Source organism: Natronosalvus halobius, from assembly GCF_024138145.1.
Taxonomy (GTDB): domain Archaea; phylum Halobacteriota; class Halobacteria; order Halobacteriales; family Natrialbaceae; genus Natronosalvus; species Natronosalvus halobius.
Genome location: NZ_CP099997.1, coordinates 257,381 through 271,967, shown reverse-complemented (window position 1 = coordinate 271,967; position 14,587 = coordinate 257,381). Strand labels below are relative to the sequence as shown.

At 58.6% G+C, this 14,587-nt stretch carries 12 protein-coding genes; 7 read left to right on the top strand and 5 right to left on the bottom strand.

Annotated elements, in window-relative coordinates:
• Window positions 1–51: 51 nt before the first annotated feature.
• The gene (locus NGM15_RS01375; RefSeq protein ID WP_253434284.1) at window positions 52–477 is read right to left on the bottom strand and encodes a type IV pilin domain-containing protein; all 426 of its coding nucleotides are present in this window, start codon (window positions 475–477) and stop codon (window positions 52–54) included.
• Between the two features lie 345 nt (window positions 478–822).
• Here NGM15_RS01375 and NGM15_RS01370 point away from each other — a divergent pair, with 345 nt between their 5' ends.
• Window positions 823–1,605 carry a hypothetical protein gene (locus NGM15_RS01370; RefSeq protein WP_253434281.1) on the top strand — a complete coding sequence of 261 codons (783 nt, stop codon included), beginning with the start codon at window positions 823–825 and terminating at the stop codon, window positions 1,603–1,605.
• Between the two features lie 3 nt (window positions 1,606–1,608).
• Here NGM15_RS01370 and NGM15_RS01365 read toward each other — a convergent pair whose 3' ends face one another.
• A complete protein-coding gene (locus tag NGM15_RS01365) occupies window positions 1,609–1,857 on the bottom strand; it encodes a winged-helix domain-containing protein (RefSeq protein ID WP_253438201.1) in 249 nt (82 codons plus the stop codon).
• A 611-nt stretch (window positions 1,858–2,468) separates the two neighbouring features.
• Here NGM15_RS01365 and NGM15_RS01360 point away from each other — a divergent pair.
• From NGM15_RS01360 to NGM15_RS01345, 4 genes are read left to right on the top strand one after another with little or no spacing between them, the layout of a single operon-like run.
• Window positions 2,469–2,672: a hypothetical protein gene (locus tag NGM15_RS01360; protein ID WP_253434278.1), complete on the top strand. Its 204-nt coding sequence runs from the start codon at window positions 2,469–2,471 to the stop codon at window positions 2,670–2,672.
• Window positions 2,665–2,916 carry a DUF7389 domain-containing protein gene (locus NGM15_RS01355; RefSeq protein ID WP_253434276.1) on the top strand — a complete coding sequence of 84 codons (252 nt, stop codon included), beginning with the start codon at window positions 2,665–2,667 and terminating at the stop codon, window positions 2,914–2,916. The genes NGM15_RS01360 and NGM15_RS01355 overlap by 8 nt, the downstream gene beginning before the upstream one ends.
• Window positions 2,913–3,152, top strand: coding sequence for a hypothetical protein (locus NGM15_RS01350; protein ID WP_253434274.1), 240 nt, complete (start codon window positions 2,913–2,915; stop codon window positions 3,150–3,152). The genes NGM15_RS01355 and NGM15_RS01350 overlap by 4 nt, the downstream gene beginning before the upstream one ends.
• A complete protein-coding gene (locus NGM15_RS01345; RefSeq protein WP_253434271.1) occupies window positions 3,149–4,159 on the top strand; it encodes a tyrosine-type recombinase/integrase in 1,011 nt (336 codons plus the stop codon). Before NGM15_RS01350 ends, NGM15_RS01345 begins: the two co-directional genes overlap by 4 nt.
• 500 nt (window positions 4,160–4,659) lie before the next feature.
• Here the strand turns inward: NGM15_RS01345 and NGM15_RS18985 are convergent, their stop codons facing one another.
• The gene (locus tag NGM15_RS18985; RefSeq protein ID WP_484549590.1) at window positions 4,660–4,842 is read right to left on the bottom strand and encodes a DUF8106 domain-containing protein; all 183 of its coding nucleotides are present in this window, start codon (window positions 4,840–4,842) and stop codon (window positions 4,660–4,662) included.
• Window positions 4,843–5,416: 574 nt separating this feature from the next.
• Between NGM15_RS18985 and NGM15_RS01340 the strand changes: the two genes are divergently transcribed.
• Window positions 5,417–8,326: an Eco57I restriction-modification methylase domain-containing protein gene (locus NGM15_RS01340; RefSeq protein WP_253434269.1), complete on the top strand. Its 2,910-nt coding sequence runs from the start codon at window positions 5,417–5,419 to the stop codon at window positions 8,324–8,326.
• A gap of 280 nt (window positions 8,327–8,606) precedes the next feature.
• On the opposite strand, the gene NGM15_RS01335 is transcribed toward NGM15_RS01340, so the two are convergent.
• The gene (locus NGM15_RS01335) at window positions 8,607–9,170 is read right to left on the bottom strand and encodes a DUF7344 domain-containing protein (protein ID WP_253434266.1); all 564 of its coding nucleotides are present in this window, start codon (window positions 9,168–9,170) and stop codon (window positions 8,607–8,609) included.
• Between the two features lie 696 nt (window positions 9,171–9,866).
• Between NGM15_RS01335 and NGM15_RS01330 the strand changes: the two genes are divergently transcribed.
• Window positions 9,867–10,997: a hypothetical protein gene (locus NGM15_RS01330; RefSeq protein WP_253434263.1), complete on the top strand. Its 1,131-nt coding sequence runs from the start codon at window positions 9,867–9,869 to the stop codon at window positions 10,995–10,997.
• Between the two features lie 386 nt (window positions 10,998–11,383).
• On the opposite strand, the gene NGM15_RS01325 is transcribed toward NGM15_RS01330, so the two are convergent.
• Entirely contained in the window at window positions 11,384–14,521 is a 3,138-nt protein-coding gene (locus NGM15_RS01325) for a midas domain-containing protein (RefSeq protein ID WP_253434260.1), read from the bottom strand.
• Window positions 14,522–14,587 lie beyond the last annotated feature (66 nt).

The following is a 14,587-nucleotide window of genomic DNA, read 5'->3' as shown; positions in this document are numbered from 1 at the left end:
CGATGGTTTGACCACTTATAATTGAAATAATAGAAATAGACGGGTGTGGTTTTAGAAGTTAAACTCCTGGGTGGAGACTACCGTTTCAGAATCGCCGTCAACTGCAATAATTTTGATTTCTCCGTTTCCACTGGCAGGAATATCGGCATCGGAGTCATCTAGGGTTATGCTCTGACCAGTGGAACTGATGCCAAGATCGTTCTGGTCACCATTGTCAACTACGTATTTGAAGTTGCCTGCCTGACCAGAGTCCTGAATTGTGACTTTGATTTCTCCCGCAGCATTATCCGTTTCAGTTGCAACCACTGCATTGACCGGGCCCTCCCCGGTTGAAGCTCCCAAATCCAGTACAAACGCCGCAATCACAGCCGCGAGAATCACCGTAATGGCGACCATGAGTATAACTCCGATGACAGGAGAGACAGCCCTCTCCGATTCGTTTCCGATCAGCTTGCTTCTGTATTTCTTCAGGTCCATGATTATCGTTGTTCTATTATGCGCACCAGATGTGAACGGTCAGAAACTTTATTGACTGACCCGGCGTCGAATCAGTCGGCGGATGGGGTTGGGGGTACTTACCTTCCCACACCGTCAGTTCTTCGCGTCGCACCTGTGCTGATAGTCTCACTTAACGGCTGTATAATAAACGCTGTGGCTAGGTATGAATAAACGAGATTCAAGGTATCTGAGAGGCTTTCAGATGTGATAATCAGCGACTCGTGGAAGGCCTACAACACCCTCTTGAAACGTTCACGTCTGGCGTTTTTCCCTGTGCTGTCGAAACCCGAATCCTATTACACAACACAATCCATCACTCGAGCAATGACCGACCGCGTGTTCGTGACCGAGGAGGATCTGGCGCAAACCTTCGACGGCGGTGCCTACGAGGACGCCGCTGAGATCGTCAGGCAATACCGGAAAGCGACGCGCTATGCGTCAAAACACGACGTCAAATCGGGGGCGACCGCCTCTGCGCTGGATCTCCCGCGCTCACGCTTGCGGACGTGGATCGACGATGGCGGTGCACCTGATGCGGTGAATTGTATCGAGGCCGCACGTCGCCACGGTTGGCTCGACCTCGAGTACGGTGACTCAAAATTCGACGCGCTGAACGCACTTGTCGCGAACATCTTCTCGGGCGGGTCGATCGCCCGCGAGAACTACACCCCTGCGTTCGCCCTGAACCGACGCGGCGACGAGAGCCACGTTATCGACGCGCTCGAGCTCGCCGGCGTCGACTACGATCTCCTCGAGCGCACGGGTCGCGCGGACGAAGCCCGGCCGACGACCGACGGCCGTGTTCTAGGTCGCGTGCTCGCCAGCCTCGGCGCGCCCGTAGGGTCGAAAACCGAGGGCGAACTCGAGTTGCCCACGTACCTCGAGGGCGCACCTGACGACGTCCGTCGGCTGTTCGTCGTCTGCTATCTCGAAAATCGAGCCCATGCCCATGGCTCCATTCTCAAATTCAGGGAGGAACGCTCGAGTACATATCTCAAGGAGCTGGCAGCGCTTATCGAGGACGTCACCGGGGGACCGGTCACCGTTTCAGAAAAGAACGTCAACCTCTCTAAAGCAGCCGCTGAAAACTTGGGAAGCGTAATTTAGCGATTACTCGAGGTCGTCGGCCTCGAGGTCGCCCGCGACCCACGCCCGTCCGCGGTCCGAAATCTCGTAGTACCCTCCGTCGTCGGCGCGATCGAGCAGTCCGTGGTCCTCCAGCTCGTTGAGTCGCTGGCGAACCGTCGAGTAGCCGATCTGGTGCCCGTGGCGGTTGAGGTTCTTGTACAACGGCTTCGCCGGAAGCTCGAGATCGTGTTCTGCGAGGAACTCGAGGATCAGGCCGTCTTTCAGACTCATCCACTCGGGGCGGGGTCGCATTCAGTCCGTCCAACCCACTCAGACGGTTTAACTGCAGTCGGTTCGTTGATAGACGATTGTATTTGTGCCACATTAGTAGCGGAAATACGCTAAACTATAAGTCAATGGGGTGTCTCGGAGGCGAGCAACGGACGCCAGACGGACCCACCGCTGCCCGGTCGGGTCCTCGCAAAACGCGGACCCGGTGTTTGGGGCACCGATCCGCCTGGCCTCCGTATCCAGACTACGGAAGCATGGTAAAACGCACTTCGCGGGGAGATAAAGCCCCCGACAGACGAGAGTCGTATCGATCACGGCGACAGTCATTTTTCCCGGCATTCGAATTATCGGAAAGTTATTGGAAACGGGTTTTTCCGTATCGATTCGGATCTCAAAATCGCTTGAATCCCCGGATATGGGTCAGTAGAAGTCGTTTCGAGATTCCACCGAACCGGCCAAAACCCGGTTTCGGAAATATTGGAAACCACCCCCCGATGCTTAAGACGTGTTGCCACTCAGAACATAATCGACCAGCGGACATCGACCGCACGCGCGTTTTGGTGGAACAAGCAGCGCGCGCGGTCCGTCCGCGGTCCCTGAAACCAGAGACCATGCACACCGACGAAGGCATCCAAAGTAAACGTACCGCCAGGTACGTCGACGACGAAGCGCTGTACTGTGACGGCTGTGGAACCACCGCCGGGACCATTCGACTCGTCGACGTCGAAGATCCGGACGGACGGATCACCGTCTGCGAGAGTTGCGAGGACCTGCTCGAGGCGACGATCGTCCAGGAGGTGAGCATCGATGAGTGACGAGGACTCACTCGAGATCACCGTCGAGCTCACCCGCGGCACCAGCACCGACGACCGTGATAAAATTCGAGCAAAGGTTTCAGCTGGGAACGTCGACGAACTCGAGCACAAAGTCGAGCAGGTTCGGGAACGTCTCGAGCAATGGGCTGAGGACCTCCGCGAGGTACAACCCAGCGGAGAGACGGTTCGGGATCACGCCGCTCTCGACGAGGACCAGACGACCCTCGAGGAGGGTTCGGCGTGATCTACGAGCAACGCCACTGGACTCAAGTCCAGCAAGTCGCTCGGAAAGCACTTTGTGAACTCGCCATCGGGAACGCGGAGACGGCCACCGAGGCCGTCGACGCCGTGGGCGGTGGGCTTGGGCCAGCGCGGCGCGCCGACTCCGCCTGGTTGGTCGAGATCGTCGACGAACGACTCGACGACCAAGAGCGATCGGAACTCCTCGAGGCTGTCCGATCGGAGGCTGGTTCGAAGTGAGCGACCTCGAGCCGCTCGGACCGGAGGAGGGCGTGCAGCGTTTCCTCCGGCACCACGAACCAGGCGTTCGGAAAACGACGTATCAGAACGCGAAACACCGCCTGTCGGTGTTTCTCGAGTGGTGTGACGAACGCGAGATCGGGAACCTGAACGAACTCAGTGGGCGCGATCTCGCGGATTTCGTCGACTGGCGACGTACGGACGTCGCGGCGATCACGCTCCAGAAGCAGCTAAGCAGCGTCCGCCAGGCGCTCCGGTGGTGGGCCGACATCGAGGCCGTCGAGGAGGGATTGGCGGAGAAGCTACACGCACCGGAACTCCCCGACGGAGCTGAGTCGAAAGACGTGTTTCTCGACCCGCACCGGGCAAAAGCGGCGCTCGAGTACTTCGACCGGCATCACTACGCCAGTCGTGACCACGCGTTACTCGCAATACTGTGGCGAACCGGAATGCGTCGGAGCGCCGTTCGGTCGATCGACGTCGACGACCTCGAGGCCGACGACCACGCGGTTCGTGTCGAGCACCGACCGGAAACCGGGACGACGCTGAAAAACGGTGACGACGGAAACCGCTGGGTGTATCTCGGGCCGAAATGGTTCCAGATCCTCGACGACTACGCGAAGAATCCCGATCGCGAGGTCGTCATCGACGATCACGACCGCCAGCCGCTGTTTACGACCAGACTCGGTACCCGCCCGCACGGTGGAACCATCTACAAGTGGGTCCTTCGAGCGCTGCACCCCTGTACCTACGCCGAGTGTCCCCACGATCGGACGCCCGAAGAGTGCGAGGCTCGAGCCCGTGACGCGGTTCCGGCCAGGTGTCCGTCGGCGCGATCCCCACACGCCGTCCGCCGCGGGGCGATCACCTACCACCTGAACGAGGAGGCTGCACCTGAGGTCGTGAGCGAGCGCATGGACGTCTCGCTCGACGTTCTCTACCAGCACTACGACGCGAGGACCGAGCGAGAGAAGATGGCGGTTCGCCGCCAGGAGCTACCGAACTAATCCAAATCATGATCCAGAAAATCACCGAAACCCCACGGCTCGAGCGGGATATTCGTTCCCGGCGAGTCCATCACACTGTTGTCACGTTTCGAAGTGTCCCGTTAGTCGTATCGTTAGAGGCTGACTCGGAATTCCGCACTAAATCAGCACACGGAATTTTCGCTGTTCTGAGGCGAGTGATGGCGGCCGCGGGTTTCGCACGTCTCGCTCGACGTTCTCTACCAGCACTACGACGCGATACAGAGCGAGAGAAGATGACGGTTCGCCGCCAGGAGCTACCGAACTAATCCAAATTACGATTCAGAAAATCACCAAAACCCTACGACTCGAACGGAATATTCGTTCCCAGCGAGTCCAACGGAACGAGTGCGTCTTCGAGCGAGTGGGAATGTCGAGGCGGGACTTGAAGCCCTGGAAGTCGAGGTGCGACCGAACCCAATCGCTCCACGGGCGCTACTGATCGACTCCGAACATTCGTCCGAGAACAGCACTTCGACGACTCAGTCACCTGGACGGTAGCAAAGGCCGCCCTTACTCTCTGGGACCCGATCGGTGCGGGACGGACGAGAGGTGATCGTCGTTTCACACTTCGGACACTCGATGTCGGTGGCGTCGTCGTGCACTCGGCGGATCCAGTCCGCTTCGAGGGGGCTTTCGTGACCGCACGTGAAACAAATGAGCATCGACTTTCGAGGCGTCGATTGCCTGGGGGGTTCAGCGGAGGGGGACATACTCCACTATAGCGGCCGGACACGGATAACGGTGGTTGCCGACGTGGTGATCCACAGCTACGAGCCGCTGGAGATGCCGGAACTACGGCGAAGGTGCCGACCAAAAACGATACTGCTCTCGCTCAATTGGGAGTGGTCCACTCGTGGCCACAGTGGGCGCATTCGATCGTCACCAACTCCCCGTCTCCGAGTAGTGTGCTTCGATTTATCTCGCCGCAGTCCGGACAGCGGGTGCTGTTCACTGTGTTCATATTTGTGGACTGTGCTTCAAAACGGATACTCCCAAGCGTTTGGGGTGTGAGTATCCCCGTGACACTCACCTCATCCGATGACAGACCATGAGAGCCGAATCGGGGCGGGAACTCCGGTTCGGGAAGCGATCGAACAGTGGGCGATTCGAGGTGGGCTTCTGGATGACCCGCGAGCCTGTGTAATTGCTTCGACGTCGTCACGATAGCGTCGGCGAACGGTACTCGAGTGGCCCGCTGATCAACAGAATCAATACGTCCCCGTCTGAGTCCAAACTATGCCGGGCGCTCCATCCGAATCGGAGTTCCACCGTATTCTCTTTGCGCGATTGCGAGAGTACGTCCACCGCGAACGAACGCCGTTCGGTTCCGTTCGCCTTGGGGAAAAGACCGAGGGGAGACAGGCAAACATCGTCGTCGAATCCGAAGTCAGCGGGAGCCTGGTTATCGCAGTCGAGCGCGATTGCGTCTATCCGCTCGACACCGACGTACTTACACAGGCTCGAGACGACGCCGATACGGCCGGCGTCGACCAGTTCGCGACGTGTAACTCTCGGGACTGCTTCCTGTTTCACTACACGGACCAGTGTGAGGTCTCGGAGATTCCGTACTACTATCTCGATTTGCGTGACGTCGACTTCGACGATCCGTCGGTAACCGATCGTCTCTCGACGATCTTTCACGCGGTTCAGTACCTCACGACCCACGGTGAACTTCCCCAACAGAGCGCACGCGACCGAATTGTCGGCCCACTTCGCTCGTTTCACGACTCGATCTGGCCGACGCTCCGGGCCCTCGCTCGAGAAACGTACGATACCGACCCCGATTTCGCCGAAACGTTCGACGAGTGGGTCCAGGAGAACGATTACGCGTCACTCCCGGAGTCCGAACGGTTCTCCCTCGCTGCCAAACAGTACGCATACCTGGTCGCCAGTCAAATCCTGTTCTACGAGGTCGTTCGAGAACGGACACCCGAACCGGAACGGGCGAAACGCGAGTATCCGCTCGAGTCACTCGTCGAAGGCGCCTCGACTGCCGATAATAAAAACGGAATAGCCCGGCAGTTCGAAGAGGTTCAGGCGGAAATCGACTTCGAACCCGTGTTCGACGACGGTACGTCGTTGTTCGCCGCGTACCCACACAATGGGAAAACGCGGTCGGCCATGCGTTCGCTGCTCGGGAGCATCGAGGCAAAGAACCTCTCCACCGTCGACGAGGACCTGTTAGGGGAACTGTACGAGGACCTGATCCCGGAACGCGAACGAAAGTCCCTCGGGCAGTTCTACACGCATCCAGATATCGCCGAAGCGATCTGTAACTGGGCGCTGCAACCGCAGGGAGATGGCGTCCCTCGAGTCCTCGATCCGGCGTCCGGAAGCGGTACGTTCCCGGTAGCAGCGTACCACCGAATGCAAGAACTAGCGCCCACCGCAACACACCAGGAGATCCTGGACAACATCACCGCAATCGACATCAACCGATTCCCGTTACATCTCACGGAACTCAATCTCGCATCACGAACCGTCCTGGAGGGAACCAGCGAGTTGCACACGGTCAACGATTCCTTCTTCGAAGTGTTTCCCGAGGACAGGCGCCTGTCCCGGGGAGACGATACGGGAGATGAGTCGAGGAAATACGACGCCGTAGTCGCGAACCCGCCGTACATCCGCCAGGAGAACCTGTATCCAGACAGGGACCATTTCCGTTCTCACCTGGAGAAGTACGGCGCGGAGAACTCGAATCGATACGCGAGCGGGCGGAACAAACTATCGACCAGGTCCGACGCGTACGTCTACTTCGTCTCCCACGCGCTGCAGTTCCTCCGAGACGGGGGGCGCCTCGGATTCATTATCCCCACGAAGTGGCTGACGACGAAATACGGCGAGTCGTTCCAGGAGTTCCTGTACGATCAGGCGAAGGTCCACGCAATCGTCGGATTTTCTGACAGAGCGTTCACTGCACTCGTCGACACGGTGGTGTTGTTCGCCGAACGATGTGCCGACGAAGCGGAGCGTCGGGAGACGGTTACCGACTTTATCAGGGTGAAAGAGCGGCTGTCACCGGACGACCTTTCGTCGATTGCGGGCACTCGACGGTCGGTCCCCGACGGGAAGGCGTTTGGAATCGAGACGAACGAAGCGTATCGAGTCGTCAGTCTCCCTCAGGACCGCCTGGAGAGACAGGGGGGACGAAAGATCGGCTACTACCTGTACGGCCCGAGCCCGTTTATTCCGCTCGTCCACAGTGAAAAGATGCAGCGGCTGGATAGGTATGCAGACGTGGCGTTCGGCAACAAGACGGGCAACAACGAATTTTTCTTGCTCGACGAGCAGGACGTCACACAGTGGGGTATTGACGAACGGTTCTTACAGCCAGCGATTCGATCGATTCGAGAGCTGGAATCGTATCGTGTGGCGGATACGGATCAGTACCTTCTCGATTTTGGAGCGTACGTCGATACTGTCGAGTCACGCCAGGACGGAGTGGGCTCGACGAGCGAGCTAGCAGAAGCGGTTAAGAACGAGTTGCGCAACGACGGGCACGAGCCGACGGTCAGATATCTCGAGTACGGAGAAGAAGGGGGCGTCCCCGATGGACACACCGTATCCCAGCACACGCCCTGGTTCAACCTGGGAGACCTGCTCGTCCCAGACGTCTTACATCCCGTGTTCTACAACGAACGGGTGTTCACGGTCGATAACGCCGGCGGGTACGCGCCGACGAATGCGATCCAGTGCGTCGATATAACCGAGTGCGACGAGGTTCTCCCCTACATTCTCCACTCGACGGTGTACAAGGTACTGCTCGAACTGTGGGGACGACACGAGGGAGGAGGGGTGCTTCAGTTACTCACGTACGAAGTTTCGTCGGTTCCGGTTCCGAGCCCGGAATTGATGTCCGAGTCGCAACTGGAGCGGATTGTGCAGGCCGGAGAAAAGTTAGTCCGAGGGGTCGACGGTGCCCAGGACGAACTCGATGGGGTGATCCTCGAGTTTCTGGAGCTTGGACTATCCGTCGAGGAAGTGCAGGCTGCTCACAGCGAGCTGGTGGAGCAACGAGTAGAAGGGGCGGCAACGGAGAACGTCCTGATCGAGGATATCGACGAGTTCGACGAGTACGATCTGCGCTCCTCGGTACCCGACTCCAGATCAGACGGTGAGACGGACGCGAGTGTGGACGATTTTTGAGCAGGGCGGGAAATTGTCTTTTGAGCGAAGCAGGAGAATCGTCTGTTTTCGATGCGTTCTCGTCACTAGCGTCACTGGAGTCCCCACGGGCGACGGGTTCGAGGCTAACGCTCAATTCCGTCAGTACGGTCGGTCGTTCGCGCTCGACGGATCGTCGGTCTGCCGTCTCATTTCGAGCTTTGGCATTCGGAACGTCACCGACGGACACATCGGAACCCGAGTCGAGGCCTCTATACAATATTCCCTGCTCTCGAGCAGGAGGGGGACGACTGCGGCTCGATTAGCGACGCGTGTCGTCGACGGTAAGCGTGAAATCCGGCGCAATCGACGTCGTCGATCGACGAGCGGATCGATACACACCATAGCTCGAGACGAGCACGACTGCGAGCAGGGTTATTCCCACGAGACCACCGATCTCGGTCGGGAAGAGTTGTCCCCCCCAGAGGCTCACCGACGCGGCTGCGATCGAAATCCCAACGATTGCGGCCGTCGACTGGCGGTCGAGGGGGGATGGGTCCGTCCGAAACTCGATTGTGACGCGTTCCGTCCGGTCCGTCGGCGAGACGATCTTTCGTTGACGATCGAACGAGATGAGGTCTCGCTCTTCGAGCAACGGGAGGTGCGATTGATAGAGCGAACTGTAGACCGATTTGACGGTTCGTCTGTCGAGTTGGTCGGGTTCGCATCCGGATTCCCAACTCGCGACGCGTTCGACGAGGTCGAAGAGGTCCACCGCACCGTCCCGCTCTGACAGATAATACAGGACGTATCGCCTCCGGATATTCCTCGTCATCTCCCGAATGTCTTCGGAGAGGTCCTCGAGCAGTTGGCTATTCCCGTTCATGCGTACGGCATTCGCTCGACCCATCGACTACCGCACTCTTAAAGGGGAATCCTCGTTATGGATTGACAATTAGAATTATATCGTCCGCGAACCGTCATATGTTGAAGTTTCCGTACGTGAATACTACGTCACCGTGCGTGTTAGTCGTCGATACGTGCGTTTTCACCGTCGGAATGTTCGTGCCACCAACATATCAAGAGTGGTTTCCGTGCGCGGACCGCAGGGCTGCCGGGCCGTACTGGAATCGAATTGGCCACGAGGAGCGAACGGAATACCTCATCGAAAGGCCACGTTACGTTCCAGTGCTCGAGGATCGCCGAACCCGGTGGAATCCGCACGGACACATCTCCCAGCGACGGTTCCGACAGCCCGCCCGTAACCCCGCTCTAACTCCACGCTCTCGCGCCTGGTCCGGTCCGTAATGAAACGTACCGACCGGTATTCAGCCCGTACATCTCGGTAATAGTCCTCTCTCGAGCAGAACTCGCGGTACGTGCTCGAGATTTGCCCGTTACCGACGGCGTAGCCTCTGCTGGTCTCCCAAATTTGCTCCAGAGAGGCCGTTGGACCACCCTACGAATGGTTGGGAAGTCATTATTAAAACACACCGTTACCGTCGTCAGAATCGGTATTATCATGCAAAAGCACACTCCCGTCCCGATCACACTACTCGCAGTTGTCATAGTCGTGATTGGCATGGCAGTTCCAGCAGGCGCATCGCTAGCAGCGACAGGTACCGTCACGGAAGAGACCCAGACACCACTCGAGGCGACGACGTTCGAACCCGATCAGTCACACGCGAACACCGGAAACGGCAGCGACTCGGCCACGGTCGTAACCGAAGACGGAACGATGTCGATCGAGGAGGCACTTGCCGCGTTCGACACCGACGAACTCGAGGCGGTCGTCATCGAATCGAGTACGACCGACGGGGAAGCTAACACGCGGGTACACGCCCTGGAAGACGAGGATGCCGAACTCGTGTGGGGGACGTTGCTGGAGTCGGCGGACGACACCGTTGAGGCGACACTCGCGGACTTCACGAACGACGTGACGGCGTCGACCGCGAACGGCGAAACGCTCGCCGTCGACGACGACGGTGAAGCGACGATCACGACTGATCACGGGACGGTCGTGACGGTGGAGCAAGTCACCCGAGATCGGACCGAACAGGACGGTGAGTCGACGTCGACTGGACCCGATAGCCGCGCAGAGGTCTATCAGGAGAACAGCCAGACGACGGACCAGAACGCGACGGTCACGGTCGACGCCGAGCGGGCAGCAGTCCTCGTCGTCCAACTGAACGTCCAGGAGAACGACCAGACTGGCTACGCGGCGGCGGCTGGCGAGAACGCGTCGGCGGTCGTCCACCAGGAGAACGACCAGCGCGCGACGCAGTTCGCCTCGGTGAACGTCACCGCCTCGGAGGCGGCGGTCGTCGTCGCCCAGATCAACGTCCAGGTCAGCGAGCAAGAAGCGATGGCTGCCGCGGCAGGTCCGGGTGCGACGGCCGACGTGATACAGGAGAGTTCCCAACTGAACGACCAGGACGTGGATATCGTCGTCGAGGCGAACGAGAGTGCGATCTACGTCATCCAGGAGAGTGTACAGATCAGTACGCAGGAGGAGTATACGAGCACGAGCGACGGTGACGAAAGTGATGGAGATGAAAGTGACGAGGACGGGAGTGACGAAGACGAAAGCGACGACAATCAAAACGAGGACGAAAGCGACGGAGACGACGAAAGCGGTGGCGACGAGGAAAACGAGGACGAGAGCGAGTGTGTGCCGGATTACAAGAAGCAAACGAAGGCCAGTCACACGTAGGTAACGAACACGAGCCGCACCGGCGAGTCAATAGCACTAAACGCGGACAGACTTCAAACGAATCGAAGTCCGTGCCGTTTCTCACCATTTCGTCGGAAAATTCGTCACGAATTCGTCAGTGATGAGCCCCGAACGCCTCCGTGACGGAGCGGCCGGACTGGGTGGCTAGACGGAGTGGATAGGCAATCGGTTCGAATAACCTGGCTCACTTCGAGTCAATTCTGGTTCGATTGGCTCAACTCGTTCGATTCGCTCAACACGCTCGATACGTTGGACGAAGCCGACGACACGACGAAGCTGACGGCTCGACGAAGCCGCGTTCCTACCCGTGTGTACTCGAGCACGGGTTGCACAGGTTCGAAAAAAGACACACCAGCCGAAGGCGATTACGCGGCGCTCTGGCTGGTCGTGATCGTGGTCGACTGGGACTGGGACTGCGTATTGTCGTCGCCGGACGCGTGCTGAGTTTGCGTCTGGTCGACCTCGGTCTCGTCGGTCTGGGTCACCGTGTCACCGCCGTCCGAGTCCTGTTCGGCGTTCTGTTCGATCGTGGCATCTTGTTCGGCGTTCTGCACGTTACCGTCGCCGTTCTCGACAGTCTGTTCCTGGTCCTGGGTCACGTCCGCGTCCTGTTCGATGGTCTGATCGTTACCATCGCCGGTGGCCTCCTGGTCGGCGTTCTGCTCGACCTCGACATCCTGTTCGGCAGTCTGTTCGTTGTCGTCGCCGTTCTCGACCGTCTGCTCCTGGTTCTGGTCGGTTTCGGCGTCCTGCTCGACGGTCTGGTCGTTCGAGGTTCCGGTCGCCTCTTGGTCGGCCTCCTGTTCGACCTCGCTCTCCTGGTCGGCCTCCTGGTCGTTGTCGTTACCGTTTTCGGCTTCCTGTTCCTGTTCGGCTTCCTGCTCGGCTTCTTGTTCGGCCTCCTGGTCGTTGGCGATACCGTTAGCGTCCTGTTCGACCTCCTGTTCGACCTCCTGTTCGGCTTCGGCCTCCTGTTCGTTGTGGTTACCGTCCTCGACTTCCTGTTCCTGTTCGATCTCCTGTTCGCTCTCCTGGTCGGCGTCCTGATTATTGGCGACGCCGCTGGAATCTTGCTCGATTTCCTGTTCAGATTCCTGTTCGGCCTCGGCTTCCTGGTCGTTGTGGTTACCGTCCTCGACTTCCTGTTCTTGCTCGATTTCCTGTTCGCTCTCCTGGTCGGCGTCCTGGTTGTTGCCCAGGCCGTCAGCCTCTTGCTCGACTTCTTGTTCAGATTCCTGATCGGCTTCGGCTTCTTGCTCGTTGTGGTTACCGTCCTCCACTTCCTGTTCCTGTTCGACTTCTTGTTCAGATTCCTGTTCGGCCTCCTGATCGTTCAGCGCACCGCTGGAATCTTGCTCGACTTCTTGCTCGGATTCCTGGTCGGCTTCGGCCTCCTGGTCGTTGTGGTTACCGTCTTCGACTTCCTGCTCTTGCTCTATTTCCTGTTCGCTCTCCTGGTCAGCCTCCTGATCGTTCAGCGCACCGCTGGAATCTTGCTCGACTTCTTGTTCAGATTCCTGATCGGCTTCGGCTTCCTGGTCGTTGTGGTTGCCGTCTTCGACTTCCTGCTCTTGCTCGATTTCCTGTTCGCTCTCCTGGTCGGCCTCCTGATTGTTTGCGACGCCGCTGGAATCTTGCTTGACTTCCTGTTCAGATTCCTGGTCGGCTTCGGCCTCCTGGTCGTTGTGGTTACCGTCCTCGACCTCCTGTTCCTGTTCGATCTCCTGTTCGCTCTCCTGGTCAGCCTCCTGGTTATTCAGATCTCCATCAGCGTTCTGATCGACTTCCTGTTCTGATTCCTGGTCGGCTTCGGCCTCCTGGTCGTTGTGGTTACCGTCCTCGACTTCCTGTTCTTGCTCGATTTCCTGTTCGCTCTCCTGGTCGGCGTCCTGGTTGTTGCCCAGGCCGTCAGCCTCTTGCTCGACTTCTTGCTCGGATTCCTGGTCGGCCTCGGCTTCCTGCTCGTTGTGGTTACCGTCCTCCACTTCCTGTTCCTGTTCGACTTCTTGTTCAGATTCCTGGTCGGCGTCCTGATCGTTCAGCGCACCGCTGGAATCTTGCTCGACTTCTTGTTCAGATTTCTGGTCGGCCTCGGCTTCCTGTTCGTTGTGGTTACCGTCCTCGACTTCTTGCTCCTGTTCGATCTCCTGTTCGCTCTCCTGGTCGGCGTCCTGGTCGTTGGCGACGCCGCTCGTCTGCTGGTCGGCCTCCTGATCGGCCTCCTGATCGGCTTCGGCTTCCTGCTCGTTGTGGTTACCGTCCTCGACCTCCTGTTCCTGCTCGACCTCCTGCTGGGCTTCCTGCTCAGCGTCCTGGTTGTTATAGTAGCCGCTCGCTTCCTGCTCAGCGTCCTGATCGATGTCCTGTTCGCTCTCGGCTTTCTGATCGTTGTCGTCACCCTCGGCCGTCTGGGTCTGGCTACTGTGCTGTTCACCGTCCTGATCGGACGATTGCTCGTTGTCGTCGCCGAAGAGTACGAGCTGGACCGACTGCTGGTCGATGTCGTTGCCGTTTTGCTCGGCGCTCTGGTCGTTGTCGTCACCCTCCGCGCTCTGGCTTTGGTGTAGCGACTGACTCGCACTCTGGCTGGCGTCCTGATCGTTGTTGTCACCGAAGAGCACGAGCTGGACCGACTGCTGGTCGATGTCGTTGTCGTTTTGCTCGGCTTCCTGGTCGTTGTCGTCACCCTCGGCAGTCTGGTCCTGGCTGAAGATTTGCTCGGCAGCCTGGGTGGTATTTTGCTCGTTGTCGTTGCCGAAGATTACCAACTGAACCGACTGTTGGCCGATGTCGTTGCCGTTTTGCTCGGCTTCCTGGTTGTTGTCGTCACCCTCGGCCGTCTGGGATTGCTCGAGCACCTGCACGCCAGTCTGACTCGCGCCCTGGGCGTTGTCGTTTCCAGCGATCGAAAGCTGGATCTGGAACTGGCTGACGTTGTTGTCGTTCTGTTCGGCGCTCTGGTCGTTGTCGTCACCCTCGGCGGATTGCGATTGGACGAGCACCTGCGCTGCCTCCTGGGCGCTCAGCTGGTGGTTGTCGACACCCAGGATGACGTACTGGATCTGGTCCTGCTGGATGTTTCCGTGCTGTTCGGCGCTCTGGTCGTTGTCGTCACCCTCGACGGACTGATTCTGCGTGTAGAAAACGAGGATACCCTGGTCTTCCACCTGCTGGTTGTCGTTACCGAACAACGCCCACTGCTCCTGGCTCTGCTGGTAGTAGAGAACCTGGGTCGCCTCCTGGCAGTTGTTGTCGCCGGTCGCGAGTTGACTCTGTAGTAACTCGCCGTCTACAGTTGCGACCTGGTCCTGGTAATTCTCGTCGCCGTCGGCTTCTTGAAAGCTATCTTGTGCCCCGTTGACGATCGTTACTTCCGCTTGTTCACAATTCGTTGCATTCGATGCCGATGTCGCCCCTAGCGCCATCGCGCTCCCGGCAAAGAGCATGCCGGTCGCCACGAGTAGCGCGACGAAAGTTACGACGAAACGGTCCTTTCCTGACATTTTTTCATCCTGGCGGATAGCCCGCCAACTCACCCTCTCGGGAATACTCTACTTTGTTATCTAAAC